A 17,579-nucleotide genomic window follows, 5' to 3' on the forward strand; every position below is an offset into this window, starting at 1 on the left:
GGCCCGGGGTGGACGCTGCGCTGACAGTAAGCTAGATCGATTACCGGTCCATGTCCGACCTCCGGATGGATTCGTTGTCGTGACCGCCGAGCCGTACACCGGCCGTGCTGTCCCGTCGTCGCAGGTGGCCGGTGTACGGCTCAGGCGCGTCGCGCCGGGCTCAGCCGCAGGCGGCACCGTTGAGGGTGAACCCGCTGGGCGCGGAGCTGTTACCGGTGTGGGTGGCCTGGAAGCCGATGCTGACCGATCCTCCGGGTGGGATGGTGGGGTTGTAGCTGACGTTCGTCGCGGTCACCTGACCGCTGTTCGGGGCGTAGGTGGCGTTCCAACCGGACGTGATGGTCTGCCCGGGCGCGAGGGTGAACCTCAGCGACCAGCCGTTGACCGTTGCCGTGCCGGTGTTGGTGATGGTGATGTTGTCGACCAGGCCGGAGTTCCACGCGTCGACCGCGTTGGTCACCCGGCAGGTGCCGGCCGGCGGGTTGGTCGTCGGTGGTGCCGTGGTCGGTGGTGCCGTGGTCGGTGGTGCCGTAGTGGGTGGTGCCGTCGTCGGCGGTACGGTGGTCGGCGGTGCCGTCGTCGGCGGTACGGTGGTCGGCGGTGCGGTCCCTTCGGTGAGGGTGATCGTGGAGATGCTCCGCGCGGGGACGTCGACCGTGACCTGCCCGCCGCTGACGCTCACCGGCTGCGGCTGGGCGCTCTGGGTGCGGGAGGTGACGGTGTACTCGGCCGTCGAGATGTTCTGCGGGATCTGGACGACGGCGTCGTTGACGGCGCTGTTGGACCGGTTGAGAACCACCAGAGTGGTCTTGCCCCGTCCCTGGTAGGCGGTGACCTCCAGGCCGGAGACCCGGGAACTCTTCGACAGGGCGACCCGTCGGTCACCCGGCCGGACGTACTTGGCGTACTGGGAGAAGGCGTAGCCGCGTCGCAGCGGCGCTCCCCTGGTGGTGCCGTACTGTGACTCGCCGTCACCGATGAAGGAATAGAATCGGCGGCCATACCACCAGATGTACGCACTCCAACCGGATTCCATCGACCTGTGCACGGTCCGCATGATGTCGTCCAGCGTCTCGTTCCAGACAGCGGTGTTGCTGGGGTCCCCCCAGATGTTCGAGCCGTTTCCGTCGGCGGCGTGCAGGTTCCACTCGGTCATCCACTGGGGCTTGCCGTACTGGTTGGCGAGCGGGTAGGGGGACAGGTTCCCGCTGTTCTCCGTGTCGTACAGGTGGCCGCCGACGTACCCGATGTTGTTGCGCGCGGCGGCGTCGTACAGGGTCGGGTCGGTGTAGGCGCGGTTGAACCTCAGCGACTCACCGACCATGAGTTCGGTGTCCCGGATCGCGGCGCCGTGGTCGCGGACGAAGTTGCGCATCTCGGCGCCGGTCCAGTCCATCGAGTCGTAGTCGGGGTGCCAGTCCGGCTCGTTCTGGATCGAGGTCACGTCGATGGTGACGCCCTGACTCTTCATGTACTGCACGTAGTCGTTGAGGTGGGTGGCGTAGTCGTCGTAGTAGTCGGTCCTGAGTTTGCCGCCGTTGACCCGGCTGTTGTTGGTCTTGAAGTGCGCCGGAGCCGTCCATGGCGACGCGAGGATCTTGACGTCGGAGCCGTAGGACTTGGCGGTCTGGAGGCTGCTCACCGGCCAGCTCCACTCGCTCGACGTCGGCGACACGACGGTCCGCACGATCGACAGGCCGAGCTGCCCCTGGCCCATGCCGACGAGTGTCTGGGTCTCGCTGGTCGTCCATTGGTCGCCGCCGCTGCTGAAGATCGGGGTGGCGGCACCGAACCCGTCGATCGTCTGGTACGACGAGCCGGTGTTGACGGTGATGTCGGGCGTCGCGGCTATCGACGGTGGGGCGGTCAGGACGCCCGCCGCGGTGACCGCAGCGGTCACCGCGGCGAGTGCTGCCGCCGCGCCGGTTCCGCGACGCAACTGGGACGGTGGGATGTTGCCACGGGGGGCGAGCCTCATCAGGCTTCCTCTCCTCCGCCCGGCGCGATCCGGGCGGGACGGTCTGGTTCCGTCGCCGTTGCCCTCGGCTCGGACTGTCAGCACTGCCGCTCCCGCCCACTCATCATAGACGCCCATCGTTCAAACTGGCTGTTTGGTGGGCAGCCGACTCCCGACGGGCTTTCGGTGCCCTACGGAATACGTGGGTGAAACTCGCATATTTCCTACGGTGGTCCGGTCTGTCATGCGATTCGCGCATCACTTTATGCCGCAAGAAATGGCATTGAAGTGTGGCTATGTAAAGCCGTAGGGTCAGGTCACTTGGCAGAACTAGTGGATGGTGGTGGTCTCAATGCGGAAGCTGCTCGGCTTCGTCGCGGCACTGGCAATCGGTGTTTCCGCGACATTGTTCTTCGCGCCGTCGGCGCAGGCGACGACGGCAACATTCACCCAGACAAGTGCCTGGTCGACCGGTTATGTCGCCGAGATCGTGGTCACGAACGACTTCACCGTGCCGATCACCGGTTGGGAGGTGGCGTTCACGCTGCCGGCCGGGTCGACCATCTCCAGTGCGTGGAGTACCCAGGTGGCGACGACCACTCCGCACTACACGCTGATCAACACAAGTTGGAACGGATCCCTCGCGCCGGGGCAGTCCGTCGCCATCGGGTTCGTGGTGACCGGCACCGGCCTGCCGACAATCCTCTGGCCGCTGTAGCGTCCGCACTCCGGCGTCGGAGCGCCCGCGGCGCTTCTGGCCGTAGCCGGTCCGACCGGGCATCCGGTCGGACCGGTGTGATCTCGCCCATCTTCCGCCCCGTCAGCGGCGGAAGATCCGGCCGGGGGATTGCGTACGCCGGTCCAGTGGTTACGGTCGGCTGACCGTACCGGTGGAAAAGCGGCGAGGTGACCTTGTCTGAGGTAGAGCGGAATCGGCCGACCGTGGCGCAACGCGCCCGCCGTACCGTCGATGTGGCACGTTTCGCGAGGTGGCTGGCGGGTCCGGCCGGCACCGGGCTCATCGGCGTCTTCTTCACCGTCGGCACCGCCGCGTTCAGCGCGGCCGGCGGGATCGCGCCTGACCTGGCCGCCGAAGGCTGGTCGCAGGGGCGGGACCGGGTCTGGTGGCTGGTCGTCTTCCTCTGTCTGGGGGTGGCGGCGGTCGCCGGTGGCGCGACGCTGTGGTGGTGGCGCAACCGGCTGCGGGAGACCCGGGGCATCGCGTACGTCGTCAACGAGACGGCCGCCGAGTGGACCCCGGAGCAGAAGGAAGGCTTCCTGAGCGAGGTACGGGACCAGTTCGCGGTGTTCCGGCCGGTGCCGCCGCTGCGTAGCTTCGACCGGACGGCGGTGTGGCCGCACGGCGAGGAGGCGACCCGCTGGGGTCGTGACATGGACGCCGTGGTTCGGCACTTCCAGGTCGCCAACCACGACCCGGACGGCCGGGACGCCGCATTGGACCGGTCGCTGTTCATGTGGGCACCGTGGCCGGTGGCGGTCGCGTTCGGACAGCGGACGACGACGCTCAGCCGGGGACGGGCGGTGCGGGTCCGTCAGCGGGACAGCTTCGGCCGCCAGGGCCCGGTGCGGGCGCGACCGGTCCAGGACGACGGACATTCTTTCCAGCAGCAGATCGAGCGCCCCGGCGACGGGCTGTTCGGCGAGTTGAACGTGCGACGTCACCAGGTGCGGCTGCAGATCAGCCGGAACGGTCAGCCAGGTACGGCGGCCGGACCGGAGCCGGTGCCGGCTACCGCGCCGGGGACCGCGTTGGAACCGGTGCCTGAGGTGCTGCTGCTGGTGCTGCGGACCAACCACAACCGGTTCGGGCTGCTGCCGAGCCTGCCGGTGGACGTCACCGACCGGGCCGCCCACGACGACGCGGCGGCGGGCAGCCGCGAACCGGTCGTCTTCGAGATGCACGACGCGGTCGGTCTGGGACTGCCGGCGACGATGTCGACGGAGCTACGGGAGTGGCGTTACCTGCCGCCGCCCGGCGAGACCGAGCACCGGTGGGCGGACTATCCGGCGATCGTCGCGGCGGCAGCCCAGTGGGTGGCGGATCAGGCCGCCGCCGCGCCGGAGGCGATCGTCCTGCTCGGCGCGCAACTGCCGCAGGAGATCTCAGTCGGGCTCGGCATCTGGTCGGCCCGGCAGTACCGCTGGCCCCGGCACGTGTGGCCAATCTACTTCCAGCTTGGTGCGCAGTTCACGATCCCGCAGCTCGACCTGGGCCGCCCCACCTGACGGGTGCTCCACCTGACAGGTACTCCACCTGACGGCTGCCCGACCGGTCACCGCCAGCCAGGCGACACCGCCCAGCTACTGGCGGCTGGATAATCTCTGACTATAGTCAGAGATTATGAGCTTGGAGTCCCGGATCCAGACCATCCGCGCGTTCAACCGCGACGTCACCGAACGACTCGGCGTGCTGGAGGACCGCTACCTGACAACCGACCGGCCGCTGAGCCTCGACCGTCTGCTATGGGAGATCGGCGCCGCCGGCATCGAGGTCCGTGAGCTGCGCAGCCGCCTCGGGCTCGACTCCGGCTACACCAGCCGGCAGCTGCGCGCACTCGAGCAGGAAGGGCTGGTCGTCGTGTCCCCTTCGGAACACGACAGCCGGGTCCGCCGGGCGACCCTCACCCCGTCGGGGTTGGCGGAGCTGGCGGTGCTGGACCGGCTCTCCGACGAACTGGTCGGCACGATCCTGGCGCCGTTGACCGAGCGCCAACGCGACGAACTCGCCGCCGCGACCGAGACCGTACGCCGCCTGTTCACCGCCTCCACGGTCGCGATCGCCGCCGCCGATCCAGCCTCGGAACCGGCGCGATGGGCGGTCGACGCGTACCGCCGCACGCTCGACGACCGGTTCGACGGCGGGTTCCAGCCGGACCGGGCCGTACCCACCGCCGACGACGCGCTGCGTCCCCCGTCCGGGCTGTTCCTGCTCGCGACGCTGAAGGACCGCCCCGTCGGATGCGTCGGCGTCACCAAGGTCGACGACACGTCGGCGGAGATCCGCCGGCTCTGGGTGTCGTCCGAGCTGCGCGGGCTGGGGATCGGGCGGCGGCTGCTCGCCGCGGCCGAGGACGCCGCGACGTCGCTCGGGGCGGGCGTCGTACGACTGGACACCAACCGGTCGCTCACCGAGGCGATCGGCCTGTACCGGGCCGCCGGGTACGACGAGACCGTCCCGTTCAACGACCAGCCGTACGCGCACCACTGGTTCGCCAAGTCGCTGACCGGCGAGTCGCTGCCCGGTGGCGGCGCCGGTGCCCCGCCCGGCCGCGTCGGGTTCCTCGGCCTGGGCATCATGGGGCTGCCGATGGCCCGCCGGCTCGCCCGCAGTGGCGTCGGGCTGACCGTGTGGAGCCGTACCCCGAAGTCCGACGACGAGCTCGCGGCTGCCGGCGCCCGCACCGCCGCGAACGTCCCGGAGGTGTTCGCGCAATGCGACACGGTGATCGTGATGCTGCGCAACGAATCCGCCGTCGATCAGGTCCTGCGCAACGTGCCCGGCGGGATCGCCGGCCTCGTCCCCGGCCGCACCATCGTCAACATGGGAACCCTGTCTCCCGAATACTCCAAGGCGCTGGCCGACGAGGTCGAAAAGGCCGGCGGACACTACGTCGAAGCCCCGGTCTCCGGCTCCCGCCGCCCAGCGGAGGACGGCAAACTGGTCGCCATGGTGGCGGGCCGCCCCGACGACGTCCGGCGCACCGTCGCGCTGCTCGACCCGATGTGCGCGCAGGTCACCGTCTGCGGGCCGGTGCCGTCCGGGATCACGATGAAGCTCGCCGTCAACGTGTTCCTGATCGCCCTCGTGACCGGCCTCGCCGAGGCGTTCCACTTCGCCGACCGGCACGGTCTTGACCGGCAGTTGCTGCGTGGCATCCTCGACGCAGGGCAGATGTCTTCCCCGATCTCCCGGGTCAAGACGGCGAAGCTGGTCGGCGACGACCTTACCGCGCAGGCGGCCATCGCCGACGTACGGATGAACGCCGAGCTCATCGTCGACGCGGCCGCCGCGGCGGGGGCGGGTGTCCCGCTCAGCGAGCTGTGCCGCGCGCTCTACGCCGACGCGGTCCGCCGTGGCGACGGAGCCCTCGACATGGTCGGCGTCATCCGTACCATCGCCGCCGGACAGCAGGACCACCCTCGGTGAGGACGGTACGGCCACGGCGCACACCACAGGCGTGGGCGACGCCCGTCACCCGTGGCGGCGCCGCCAGCCGCTCTCCTCCCGTTCCAGGGCCTGCTGCTCGGCCAGCCGGTGTTCGCGCAGCCGGTGCCGCGAGGCCCCGGCCCGCCGGCTGTCGGCGGCGACACCGGCGACGGTGATCGCGGTGAGCAGCAGCAGCGCTGCGAACGCCGGGATCCGGGCGACCACCGGCAGCAGCGCGGCGAGCAGCAGGACGGGTACGGCCAGGCTGGCGGCGACGCTGCGGACGGTCCGTAGCTGAAAGGCCGACAACGCCACCAGGTAGAGCAGCACCCCGCCGTACAGCGCGCGCAGATGGATCGGCTCGAGCGGGGCGTCTTCGCCGGTCGACGCCGTCCCGGCCAGGTAGGCCAACGTCTGCTTCAACCCGAGGGAGAGCAGGATGATGCCGAACAGCATGGGCAGGTGCAGCAGGGTGTAGCCGTCGCGGGCGAGCCGGTCACGGGGTAGCCCGTGGGTGTGGTGCAGCACCTGCTCCGCCGCGTACGACCGGGTGTCGAAGTACGCCCACCACAAGGCGCAGATCAGGGCGATGCCGAGCAGCGTCGCGGTGATCACCGGTACGGTGCCTGGCGCCCCGATCGCGGCACCGGAACCGAGCCCGAGCGACAGCAGCGCCTCACCGAACCCGATGAGGACGATCTGCGCGTGCCGTTCCGTCCAGTGCCCGGCGGAGACCACCGCGAACGGTTCGAGGCGGACGGTGGTCAGGTACGCGACGCCGACGCCGAGCGTCCAGACCAGCAGGAGCGTGGCGACGCCCTCGCCGGGCCACCCCAGGAGCGGTAGCACCGCGGCGACGAACAGCAGCGCGGTACTGGCGGCCAGCACCGGCGTGTCCCTCCACCAGGTGCCCAGCAGTTCGGGGTGGGTCCTCGCGGCGACGCGCAGCGCCGCAGCTTCCAACAACCAGATCAGCAGGTAACAGGTGGGAAAAATGAACTCGCCGGGAATGACCTGCGGGACGCCGGGCTGTGCCTGCGGCGGCTCGTCACCGAGGCCGGGCAGCGTCGCCACCGAGATGAAGACGATCGCCATGATGGTGAAGCCGTGGATCGGCATGATTCCCCAGTCGGCCCGGAGATTGTTTCCCAGCAGGGCGAACCGGGACCAGACCAGCCAGAGCACCGCGAGGAGCAGAAAGATCGCCACCAGTCCGAACGGTTCGAGGTCCTCGACCGAGGCAGTGGTCACGTGGATGAAGGCGAACACGAAAACCAGGTCGTAGAACAACTCGAGGCGAGAGACCTTCATGCCCGGCGCGGCGGGCATGACCGGAGATGTCGGTTTTGTGGCTTCCACGACCGACAGTATGCGACGGAGGCTGGGCTTCCGAGCCCGGAACGTTTGCTGCGCGAAGTCGAGGGAACCGCCATTGTCGTCAAACCGGCTCCGAGACAACCATGTGGGTTCCCTCGATCGGCTGGCGTGCTCGATCGGCTGGCGTGCTCGATCGGCTGGCGTGCTCGATCGGCTGGCGTGCTCGATCGGGTGGCGTGGCGGGCGACCGCCCCCGGTCAGGATCGGGGGCGGAGTCCGTCGATGGACAGCAGTGCGGTCGCGGCGGTGCTCGGGTGCCGGCCGCTCGCGGTGGCCACCGCGACGTTCCAGTGCGGCGCGTCGGTGATCGGCACGAAGCGCGCGGCGGTCCGCTTGGTGGTGAAAAACTGCGGCACGACGGCGACACCCAGCCCGTGACTGACCAGGTCGAGCAGCCAGTGCACGTCGTTGACCTCAAAGGCGACCCGGCGATCGACACCGGCGACGGCCATCGCCTGGTCGACGACGTCCCGGCTGATCCAGCCCGGGGAGAAGTCGACGAAGGTCTCACCGCCCAGCTCGCCCAGGTCGACCTTGGCGCGATCGCCCAGCGGATGCCCCGGCCCGCAGGCCAGCACCATCGGCTCGGCCCGGATCGGGGCCAGCGTGACGCCGGCCGGTGCGCTGGCCGGCATCGACACGAACGCCAGGTCGAGGTCGCCGGTGCGGACCCGTTCGACCAGGTCCGGTGACCCGCCCTGGCGGAGTCGGATCTCGACGCCGGGGTGGGCGGCGTGGAACCGGGCCAGCGCCGCCGGCAGATCGACCGCGCCCAGGCACTGCAGCGTGCCGACCGCCAGCCGGCCGCGCAGCAGCCCCCGGACAGCGGCCACCGCGTCCTTGGCAGCGGCGACGTTGGCCAGGGCGTGCCGGGCCTGGGTGAGCAGCGCCCGGCCCTCGTTGGTCAGCTCGACGCTGCGGGTGTTGCGGACGAACAGGCTGGCGCCCAGCTCCCGTTCCAGCGAGCGGATGGAGGCCGACAGGCCGGACTGCGCGACGTGCATCCGCTCGGCGGCCCGGGTGAAGTGCCGCTCCTCGGCGACCGCCACGAAGTACTCGAGCTGACGCAGCTCCACGATTCATCACCAAGACTGATCGCCAGGATCGGATCCTTCTGTTGGACAGCTTAACCACGGGGTAGGAGGGTGGAACCCGGGCGCGTGGGGTACGACAACCGCGCCCACGGACCATCCTGTAGAGGAGACTGCATGCACACCCGCCACATCGGTGACGTCGGCGTCGGCGCGATCGGCCTCGGCGGCATGCCGATGTCGATCGAGGGCCGGCCCGACGAGCAGCGGTCGATCGCCACGATCCACGCCGCGCTGGACGCCGGTGTCACCCTGATCGACACCGCTGACGCCTATCACCTGTACGCCGACGACGTCGGCCACAACGAGTCGTTGATCGCCCGCGCCGTGGCGACCTTCAGCGGTGACACGTCCGACGTGCTGATCGCCACGAAGGGCGGTCACCTGCGGCCCGGCGACGGCTCGTGGACCAAGAACGGCTCGCCCGACTACCTGAAGAGCGCCTGCGAGGCGTCGCTGAAACGGCTCGGCGTCGAAGCCATCGGCCTCTACCAGTTCCACCGGCCCGACCCCACCGTGCCGTACGCGGACTCGATCGGCGCCATCCGGGACCTGCTCGACGCCGGGAAGATCCGGCTCGCCGGCATCTCCAACGCCGACCCGGAGCAGATCCGGCTCGCCAACGACATCCTCGGCGGCCGGCTGGTCAGCGTACAGAACCAGTTCTCCCCGGCCTTCCGCTCCAGCGAGCCGGAGCTGGAGCTCTGCGCCGAGCTGGGCATCGCGTTCCTGCCGTGGAGCCCGCTCGGCGGCATCGGCAGCGCCGCCGACCTGGGGTCGCGGTTCGCGGCGTTCGCCGAGGTCGCGAAGGAGTACGGGGTCAGCCCGCAGCAGGTCTGCCTGGCCTGGCTGCTGGCGAAGGCACCGGTCGTGGTCCCGATCCCCGGAGCGTCACGCCCGGAGACGATCCGTGACTCGGCGGCCGCCGCCGACCTCGAACTGTCGGCCGAACACCTGGCCCGCCTCGACCAACCCGCCTGACCGACCGGCCCCGCCCGCACCATGCGCAAGATCAAGTGAAGGCCAGATACCTAACAACCGCCGGTCAAGGTATCTGGCCTTCAATTGATCTTGTCTCGACCAGGCTCTGCACCAGCCTCACGAAGGTGACCGGTCGCTCGCCGGAGATCTGGAACAGCTCGACCTGCCGCCCAGTCAGGTCCGGATGCAACGGACCGACCCGTTTCTCGGCGCCCGGCCAGGTCTGCGCGGTGTACCGGACGAACCGGACGGGTTGCCGTGCCGGGTGCCGCCCCGCAACGGGTGGGGCGGCATCGGGGTGCGCGTCACCGTCGGTGTCGGCGGGGCCGTCGGCGTCGGGCTGCAGCAGACCGACGATGGCCTCCTGGCCGTCGACGCGGGCCCGGAGCAGCCAGCTGCCGGTCCACGCCCACAGATGGGTGTACGGCGGTGCCTGCGCCGGAAGCGGTCCGATGTGGAAGCCGGTGTAGTCGGCCCACGCGCACTGCGCGTCGCCGACGATCCCGGCCACCTGTGCCCACCCGATCCTGCCGTAGGCGGCTAGCATGCCTCCGCCGTGCGTGCCGACGCCGTTGCTAACGCCGACGCCGTTGCCGTTGCCCGTCCCGGTCATCCGGTGACCTCCTGCGTGTAATGCGACAGCACCGGCGGCAGTGGCGTCGGGATCGGCGGGTCGACGACCCGTACGCCGCCCAGGCCGCGACTGACCCGGGAACCGACCCCGATCAGCCCGTCGTCGAGGTCACGCAGCACATGCGACAGGGCAGTGCGGGCCCAGCCGGGCGTCGGTCCGACCGCGTCGACCGGCTCATGCCGGCCGTCCGGGTCGAGGGAGTCGATCCGCAGCGTCAGCGTCCCGTCGACGACCGGCCGGCTGCTGAACAGCAACTGGTCGCGGGCACCGCCGGTGACCCGGTCGATGCCGACCTGGGTGCGGTCGGCCGTCGCCGGTGACTCGATGACCGAGTCACGGAAGGCGAGCAGGCCACGTCGACCGGGCGTGCCGAACAGGCGGCACACCCAGCAGAGCCGCTCGACGCCGTCGCATTGGTCGCCGGCCGGGCAGAGCACCTCGGCCGGCGGCTCGTCGACGTGCAGCGACCGCAGGATGTACTCGATCCGGGACCGGAACACCCCTTTCCACGCCGATCCGGGCACCATCGGTTGACCGCGCCGGGTGCGGGACACTGCGGCCTTGTCCTGCTTCCCGCCGCCGACCAGCAGCCCGTCGACGATCCGTAGCCGCACGGTGAGGTACGGCTCGACCTCGGCTGGGCCGGCCAGCGTCCGACCCGTGCCGACCACCGCCTCGACCAGCGCCGGCCCGTCCAGCTCCAGCCAGGTCCGCAGCCCGTCCGGCGTACCCAGGTCAAGCTGGCCGACCCGCAGCGTGCGCAGCGTCGCCCGGCCGCCGCCGGTGCTGCGGTCCCGGCCGATCGCCGGCCGCCATCCGGCCAGCACCGCCAGGTGCGCCTCGTCGAACTCGCCGTCATACCGCAGGTACGCGCGGATGGTCCCGCCGACGGCGACGGTCCGGCTGCGGCGCAGTTTCGACATGGCGGCGGCCCGCCGCTGCCGGTCGATCGCGGTCTGCCCGACGATCTCCACCAGGCCCGAGCCCGCTGCGGCCGGCTGCTGCGCCGGCGGACCGCTGTCGGCCGGCGGACCGGCGGGAGCGGGGACGAACCGGGTGCCGAGCAGCCACAGCCGCGACGCGGTCAACTTGGCGGCCTCGTCGCGGTCCGTCGGCGGTCTGGGCCCCATCAGCGTCTCGTCGAGATCGGCCACGGCGGACTGTCGGGCCAGGTGGGCGCGCAGCGAACCGGCCAGCGTCGAGCCTGGCACCTGCGGATGCCCGTCGCCGTCGACCAGGACGTCCCGGTCGATGACGTCGTCGCCGCGGCGTACCGCACCGACCGCCCAGCCCGGCTCGACGGCGATCTCGGCGACCAGGAAGGTCACGACCGGTCCACTCATCGTTTTCCCTCCCGCACGTGGTAGTCGGCCCGCCGGTGCTCCACGACGCTGATGACGTCCCGCAGCTGCTGGACGGTCAGCTTGGTGGTCAGCACGGCACTGATGTTGTCCTTCTGCCGGCCGGACAGCTTCGCGCCGGTGGGCTGCTGTAGCAGTTCACCCACGATCGTTCGCGGCACCGGCTGATCCTCGGGACAGGCACCCTGCACGTCCCGCATGACGCCGAGCAGCCACCGCAGCTCGTAGTCCTGCAGCAGCAGCTCGCGTACCCACTTCGCCGGGTCGGTCGGCTCGGGCCGGTCTGCCTCACCCGACACCGGCGGGCGCCACGGCACGGTGACGACCTCGGCGACACCGAAGCCTTCGTCGCGGCGTAGGCCGAGCCCGTAGCGGACCGCGCGGCGGCCGAACGCGGCCAGCTCCGCCGGCGCCCCGGTCAGCAGGTACGTCGAACCGGCCTCGGCGCACAGGTCGGCGGGTTTCGGCAGGTGGGAGGCAGTGTGCCAGCCGGACCACGTGCCGGTGCGCACCCAGCGGCGGGTGACGGTGACGCCGGTGCCGGCGAGGTCCATCTCCGGTAGTGGTTCTGGCGCGGGCCGGCCGGCGGCGTCGACGAACACGGCCGGGCTGGTCAGCCGCAGCACCAGCCGGTCGGTGTCGACCACCGGGCCGGCGGTCGACGCGACAGTGGCGGTGTAGCCGGCTTGTCCACCGACGGTGCGCCGGCCACCGACGCGCACCGCCCGGTCGGCGGTCAACCAGTCGACCGCCCAGCCGGGCAGCGGCTGCGGTCCGGGCCAGATCGAGCCTTCGAGGTGGGTCCCGACGGGCAGTGCTCCCCGCGCGTACAGCTCCTGGTCCTTGGCTGTGCCGGTCCGGCCGTCGATGCTGGTCCGGGTGGTGCGGGTCAGCCGCAGCCCCGGCGGCAGCTCCAGGGTGCCCTTGCCGGGGACGAGCGGGCCGCCGCATCCCAGGCAGGTCTCGGCCGGCTCGGTGCCGAACGCCCGGTCGTCGACGAAGCCGCGGCAGGCCAGGCCGCGCGGATACTTGCACCGGTACACCGACATCGGCACCCGGCGGCTGCCGGCGGGCAGCAGCGGGCCGTAGCGGACGCCGCTGTCGAACAGCAGCCGGAACCGTGCGGCGTCGGCCGGGTCGCACCGGTCCGGTGGCCCGTACTCGGCGATCCACGCGGCGGCGAGCGCCCCGCGCAGCACACTTCCCGGCACGTACGGGTGGCTTTCGGTGACGTAGCCGACCTCGGAGGTGACGCCGACGGCCAGCGGCTGGCACGCGGTCAGGGTGACCTGTAGCGCGTCGCCGCCACTACCCGGTGCTGGGATGTCGCCGCTCATCGTCCCTCCCCGGCCCCGGCGTACCCGTCGGCGGTCCGCATCGCCAGCAGCGCCTGCGCGAGCTGCGCCGGGTCGTCGCCGCCGGTGTCGGCCGCCGGGGTGACCGACACCCAGCCGAGGCCGCGTCGACGGTCACCTCCGACGGCGGTGACCGCGCGGGCGCAGCCGACGAGCACCTGCCGGTGCTGGTCCCGTTGCGGTGCGGGAAGCCAACCGGTCCGGGTGATCTCGAACGTCGCGGCCCGTACCAGGATCTCCTCGGCGATGGCGAGCGCCCCGTCGGCGACGGTGGCGGTGTCCGGGTCGATCCGGACGCGGGCGCGCCGCCGGACCCGGTCGCGCTGCCAGTCGGCGGGGTCGATGATGGTCGCGTCGGACCAGCTCCACGGCGACGGCTGATGGCCGGCGCCGTACACCTGGTCGATGCGGTTGTCGGGCAGGCGGAGCAGGTCGCAGCCGGCGGAGCGCATCAGCCCTTTGATGCTGCTGGCGGGCAGCGGCACCACCCGGTCGACGGTGCTGTCCGCGCCGTTGCCGGCCTGGCCGGTGGCCACCCGGAACGGGGTGTGGAAGGTGATCGTGAAACGCAGCGTGTCGGTCACTGCCACCACCTGACCAGGGAGAGTGCGTCGACGAGCCGGTCGGGGCCACCGCTGGCGTCGAGCAGGTCACTGGCGGAGCGGAGACCGTCCAGCTGCAGCCGGCTGGCCTGGTTGGCGATCCGGGCGCGGCGGACCTGCTCCGAGCCGTCGCCGCCACCGCCGGCCAGCCGCTCCAGCGCTGCCTTGGCTGACTGTTCCATCTCGGCGAGATCGGTGAGCCAGTCGGCCCGGTCGGTCAGCTCGGGCAGGGTCCACGCGGCCCGGCCCGGCGGTCGTTGCTCCCCGTCGCGGGTGATGTCCAGCCAGGACACCGCCGCTGTCTGGCCGTGGTGGGCCTGCTTGGCGTGGCGCAGTGCCTGCTCGGCCAGTTCGACGCAGCGGCGGAACGGGAACGTGTGGTGCGCGAACACCATTCCGGCGGAGGCGCTCGGCCTGGGCAGCTCTGCCTCGTCGGCGATGCGCTGCATCCGCTCGCCGAAGGCGGTCAGGTAGCCGCGGACGAACGGCCAGGCCCGGTCGGCGGTCACCGAGACGAGCAGGTCGTCGCCGCCGACGACGTGCGGTATCACCGGCATCCGCTGCGGTTGCTGGTCGACGGCAATCGCCGCCCGGGTGGCGGCCACCAGAGCGTCCCGGGTGGCCTGCGACACCTCCTTGGACACTCTGCGCTTCAGCTCGTCGTCGCCGGTGGCCAGCACGTCCCGGAACAGCGCGCCCATCGCGTTGCCGTCGGCGAAGACGGTCGCCAGATGATTGTGTTTGCGGCTGGGGCCGGGGATCTCCGCCAGGTCGGCGAAGGTCTCGACCACGTTTTTCGGGGTCAATCCGAGTGCTTTCAGCAGCCGGCTTTCGGCGTTGACCGGTACCGCGCCGGTGTGCAGCCCTGGCTGGCGGTACCGGTCTTCGTACCGGCCGGCGCAGTCGGCACACATCGGAACCTGTTTGCGTTCGTGCAGGTCACGGTGGGTGACCCGGGGGTCGGCCCGGCACTGTTCGCAGGAGACCAGCAGTGGGAAGTCGCCCGGTGCGGGCAGGCTGTCGAGGTGTCCGGCGTCGTTGCCGGCCGCCGGATCGTCGCCACGGTCGGGCATGCGCCGGTGCGCCGCGATGTAGGTGTCGGCGGTGGCCCACGTGGCGGTCATCCGCAGCGCCGGCAGCTTGCCCCGCAACTGGGCGAACACGGCTTCGGCGACGTCCTGCGGCGAGCACCCGGGGGTGAGCTTCAGCGGCACCACACCATCGGCCTCACCGGCTTCGTCGTTGACCGACACCCCGGCCGCCCAGCCGTCACTGTTTTCCTGGAGACGCTGACGGAGCTCGTCGCGGTCGGTCAGGTCGCTCAGCCAGGCTGACGCCCCGCGCCGGCCTTTCAGGTCAGTGGTACGGCTGAGGTACGCCTGGATCGACTCCACCGCCACGTCCAGGTAGACACTCGTCACGACGACTTCCTCCCGCCTTTTCGCTGGTTGTCGTGACCTGAGCGCGCGTCCACCTTGATGTCGTCGTCTCGGATGATCTTGACAAGTTGATCCGGGGCCGTCGGGGAGGGAAGGGGGACGAGGGGCCGTGCGGGGGCGTTCTTCATGAACTGGCCGGAGGTACCAGCGAAGAACGCGTACGGTTCGTCGAAGCTCTTGGCGGCGGGGTTGCCCTCGGGCTGGTTTGGACGTTCTCGCCAGTAGCTGCCGGGTGGATACCAGACTAGGTTCGCGTTGACGGTTTCTTCGGCGAGGACCGCCGCGATGGCCGGCCATGTCGCTTGGACCTCGGCCGGGGTGTCGTCGATGAACCGAGCGATGTAGCGGTCCGGGTCTGGGTCCGGGTGGACGCCGCCGTTGTATCTGCTCTCGGCCGTCCAGACCTGAAGGTCGCTGACCGTCGCCCGACAACTGCCGAGTCCGAGGGGTTTGCCGCCGCCCAGGCGCAGAGTGGGAGTGCCCTTGTCCGTGGTGAGCTCGGCGACCCGGTGCGGTTCGAGGGTGGCGAGTAGACCGCCGAGTGATGCCTCGGTCAGGTTGTCGAAGGTGATGCGCTGTTCCAGGACCGTACCCGGCTCGGCAAGCAGAAGGCCCTCCTTGACCATCTCACCGGTCTGATGTGGTCGTCTTTGGTGGCGTTGCCAACCGGCGGGCTGTCGAGTCGGGTCCGCGTTCCAGTAGAACTTGCGTCCCGCCACTGGCCGTGGTTCCGGGTGGTCCGGCCCGGCGCCCCACTCCCGAGTCGGGAACTCGGCTTCCTGCTCCGCCGGTGAACAGTCGTCGTGGCTCAGGTAGAACTGTCCGGAACCGGGCCGCGGAGCTCCGAGCGGTGCCCGGTCGAACGCGGTCAGTTTGACCGGTCCTGAGACAGCGTCGCCGAATCGGACATGTCCTGCGTACGCCTGCTGGACTGCCTGGCCCGACTCATCGTGTGGATCGGGGTCGACGGAGCCGAACAACCGGCACGATGGGCACAAGGTCTGCCAAGCGCTGCAGGGGTGCAGGTGTTTCGGGGTGCGCTTGCCGAGGTCACCGGTGCCGACGTGTCGCCATAGCGCGGACAACCGTAGTTCGCCGACCTCGCCATCGTCGCCAAGGCGGGCCCAGACCAGATCGCCGGCCTTGAAACGACCGGTGACCCGCTGCCGACGACCGATCAGGGTGCCGTCCCGGAGCCTGACCTCGACGGGCCGTTGGCCACGAGCGCCCAGGTTTTGCTGATACTCACGCGCCCCGGCGACGGCCAGCTGAAACGTGCGCCATGCCTTCTCGGACACCTCGACTGCCGGAGCTGACGGTCCAAGATGGCCGCAGGCAGCGTAGTAGGCCTTCGGCCGGGTGGCGGCGTCGGTCAGCAGCACATGCCAGTCGAGGTCGCCGTCGGCGCGTACCGTGGCGCTGTCGAGTAGTTGCTGGCGGCCCAACTTCCACTCGGTACGAGCCTCGGGTAGCGCCACCCGGCTGCCGGTCTGCAACTCTGACTTGCTAACCGCCGCATGAAGTTGCTGGTAGCGTACCCAGATGACCTCGTCGCAAAGCCTCATCTGATACGGCTGACCATCGCCGGAGACCTTGGTGACGATGCCGATCGTCCAACTGGCGTCCAGCGGTGACGCGGTGTCCCGGTAGACCGGCAGAAAGTCCTTGTCGAGTACCCGTAGGCAGCCACCTGCCACCGCCTCATGCAGCGACCTGACAGCTCCCTTGACCGAAGCACCCGGCAGCCGGACCGGCTCGCCGTTCACCGAACCGCTCGGTGTCTGAAACGGGGTAGTGAACTCCCACCGTACGGTGAATGACCCGGACAAGTTGCCGGGCCGCAACACATCGTGCCCGGTCGGCTTGCCGCGCTCGATACGTCCCGGGAACGGCACGAACGTGTACGGGTTTATGAACGACATCGCGCGCCGCTTACGCTCGGACTCGTCAGCCTTGCGCTTGGCCCGCCTGCTGCGCCAACTGTCGAGCCCGTCCTGAATCCTCCAGCAGCCGACGAGACCGTCAGTGACGCCGCGGAAATACAGGAACCGGCCTTCGTTTGTGAGGGCGTCGAGCGGGTCGTCGTCTCGAAGCTGGACCTGCGCGAGTGTGAGCAGAGTAGCCGGCTGCTTCCCGTCGGTGTGCCCCAAGCGGGCCTGCCCGTTCTTGAAGGTGACCCGACATTCGACGATCTCGGTGTCGGTCAGCTCCAACATGCAGACATCGTCTTCGATCATCAGTTCACCGAGCCGGGGCAAAGCTCGGCCGTGGCATACTCGGTCGATGTCGGCGGCGTCGGCGTCACTGACCAGGTAGCCGATCCTGCTGCCGCCAGCGCCGCCATTGACGGGGACGTACTCCAGGGTACGGGTGGCGGGTTCCCAACTGAGGATGACGGCGAGTATCTCGTCGATCGGTATCGCCTCCTGGTGTCACGGGGCAGGGACGCGGCGGACCCGACGATTCTGGCCCTCCGACGCAACTCTGCCAATCGACTGTCGCGTAGGTGACGGCAGAACTGACCAGGGGATGCACAAGTCAGCTCAACGGCCACAGTCGATCAACTGAACTGGCTACCAGCCGTGGCTTGCCTGTCCGAGATGGAGCACATACG

13 protein-coding genes are annotated in these 17,579 nt (G+C 70.2%); 4 read left to right on the forward strand and 9 right to left on the reverse strand.

Going from position 1 to position 17,579, the window contains the following annotated elements:
- Nucleotides 1–160: 160 nt before the first annotated feature.
- Nucleotides 161–1,978, reverse strand: coding sequence for a cellulose binding domain-containing protein (locus O7629_RS09470; RefSeq protein WP_278168712.1), 1,818 nt, complete (start codon nt 1,976–1,978; stop codon nt 161–163).
- Nucleotides 1,979–2,309: 331 nt separating this feature from the next.
- Between O7629_RS09470 and O7629_RS09475 the strand changes: the two genes are divergently transcribed.
- From O7629_RS09475 to O7629_RS09485, 3 genes are all read left to right on the forward strand, one after another.
- Nucleotides 2,310–2,675, forward strand: coding sequence for a cellulose binding domain-containing protein (locus O7629_RS09475; RefSeq protein ID WP_278168713.1), 366 nt, complete (start codon nt 2,310–2,312; stop codon nt 2,673–2,675).
- Between the two features lie 254 nt (nt 2,676–2,929).
- The gene (locus O7629_RS09480) at nt 2,930–4,204 is read left to right on the forward strand and encodes a hypothetical protein (RefSeq protein WP_278168714.1); all 1,275 of its coding nucleotides are present in this window, start codon (nt 2,930–2,932) and stop codon (nt 4,202–4,204) included.
- Nucleotides 4,205–4,319: 115 nt separating this feature from the next.
- The gene (locus O7629_RS09485) at nt 4,320–6,125 is read left to right on the forward strand and encodes a GNAT family N-acetyltransferase (RefSeq protein ID WP_278168715.1); all 1,806 of its coding nucleotides are present in this window, start codon (nt 4,320–4,322) and stop codon (nt 6,123–6,125) included.
- Nucleotides 6,126–6,170: 45 nt separating this feature from the next.
- On the opposite strand, the gene O7629_RS09490 is transcribed toward O7629_RS09485, so the two are convergent.
- On the reverse strand, nt 6,171–7,484 hold the full coding sequence (locus O7629_RS09490) for a low temperature requirement protein A (RefSeq protein ID WP_278168717.1): 1,314 nt from the start codon (nt 7,482–7,484) through the stop codon (nt 6,171–6,173).
- Between the two features lie 215 nt (nt 7,485–7,699).
- Nucleotides 7,700–8,578: a LysR family transcriptional regulator gene (locus tag O7629_RS09495; RefSeq protein WP_278168718.1), complete on the reverse strand. Its 879-nt coding sequence runs from the start codon at nt 8,576–8,578 to the stop codon at nt 7,700–7,702.
- A gap of 132 nt (nt 8,579–8,710) precedes the next feature.
- Here O7629_RS09495 and O7629_RS09500 point away from each other — a divergent pair, with 132 nt between their 5' ends.
- Nucleotides 8,711–9,574, forward strand: coding sequence for an aldo/keto reductase (locus O7629_RS09500; RefSeq protein WP_278168719.1), 864 nt, complete (start codon nt 8,711–8,713; stop codon nt 9,572–9,574).
- Between the two features lie 64 nt (nt 9,575–9,638).
- Here O7629_RS09500 and O7629_RS09505 read toward each other — a convergent pair whose 3' ends face one another.
- The 6 genes from O7629_RS09505 to O7629_RS09530 are packed head-to-tail and all read right to left on the reverse strand — an operon-like array spanning nt 9,639 to nt 17,202.
- Entirely contained in the window at nt 9,639–10,187 is a 549-nt protein-coding gene (locus tag O7629_RS09505) for a hypothetical protein (RefSeq protein ID WP_278168721.1), read from the reverse strand.
- Complete coding sequence (locus O7629_RS09510; RefSeq protein ID WP_278168723.1) at nt 10,184–11,551, reverse strand: RAMP superfamily CRISPR-associated protein; 1,368 nt, start codon at nt 11,549–11,551, stop codon at nt 10,184–10,186. Before O7629_RS09510 ends, O7629_RS09505 begins: the two co-directional genes overlap by 4 nt.
- On the reverse strand, nt 11,548–12,906 hold the full coding sequence (locus tag O7629_RS09515) for an RAMP superfamily CRISPR-associated protein (RefSeq protein WP_278168725.1): 1,359 nt from the start codon (nt 12,904–12,906) through the stop codon (nt 11,548–11,550). The genes O7629_RS09510 and O7629_RS09515 overlap by 4 nt, the downstream gene beginning before the upstream one ends.
- The gene (locus O7629_RS09520; RefSeq protein ID WP_278168727.1) at nt 12,903–13,508 is read right to left on the reverse strand and encodes an RAMP superfamily CRISPR-associated protein; all 606 of its coding nucleotides are present in this window, start codon (nt 13,506–13,508) and stop codon (nt 12,903–12,905) included. Before O7629_RS09520 ends, O7629_RS09515 begins: the two co-directional genes overlap by 4 nt.
- On the reverse strand, nt 13,505–14,947 hold the full coding sequence (locus O7629_RS09525) for a hypothetical protein (RefSeq protein ID WP_278168728.1): 1,443 nt from the start codon (nt 14,945–14,947) through the stop codon (nt 13,505–13,507). Before O7629_RS09525 ends, O7629_RS09520 begins: the two co-directional genes overlap by 4 nt.
- Complete coding sequence (locus tag O7629_RS09530; RefSeq protein WP_278168729.1) at nt 14,944–17,202, reverse strand: RAMP superfamily CRISPR-associated protein; 2,259 nt, start codon at nt 17,200–17,202, stop codon at nt 14,944–14,946. Before O7629_RS09530 ends, O7629_RS09525 begins: the two co-directional genes overlap by 4 nt.
- Nucleotides 17,203–17,579 lie beyond the last annotated feature (377 nt).

It is taken from the genome of Solwaraspora sp. WMMD792, assembly GCF_029626105.1.
Taxonomy (GTDB): domain Bacteria; phylum Actinomycetota; class Actinomycetes; order Mycobacteriales; family Micromonosporaceae; genus Micromonospora_E.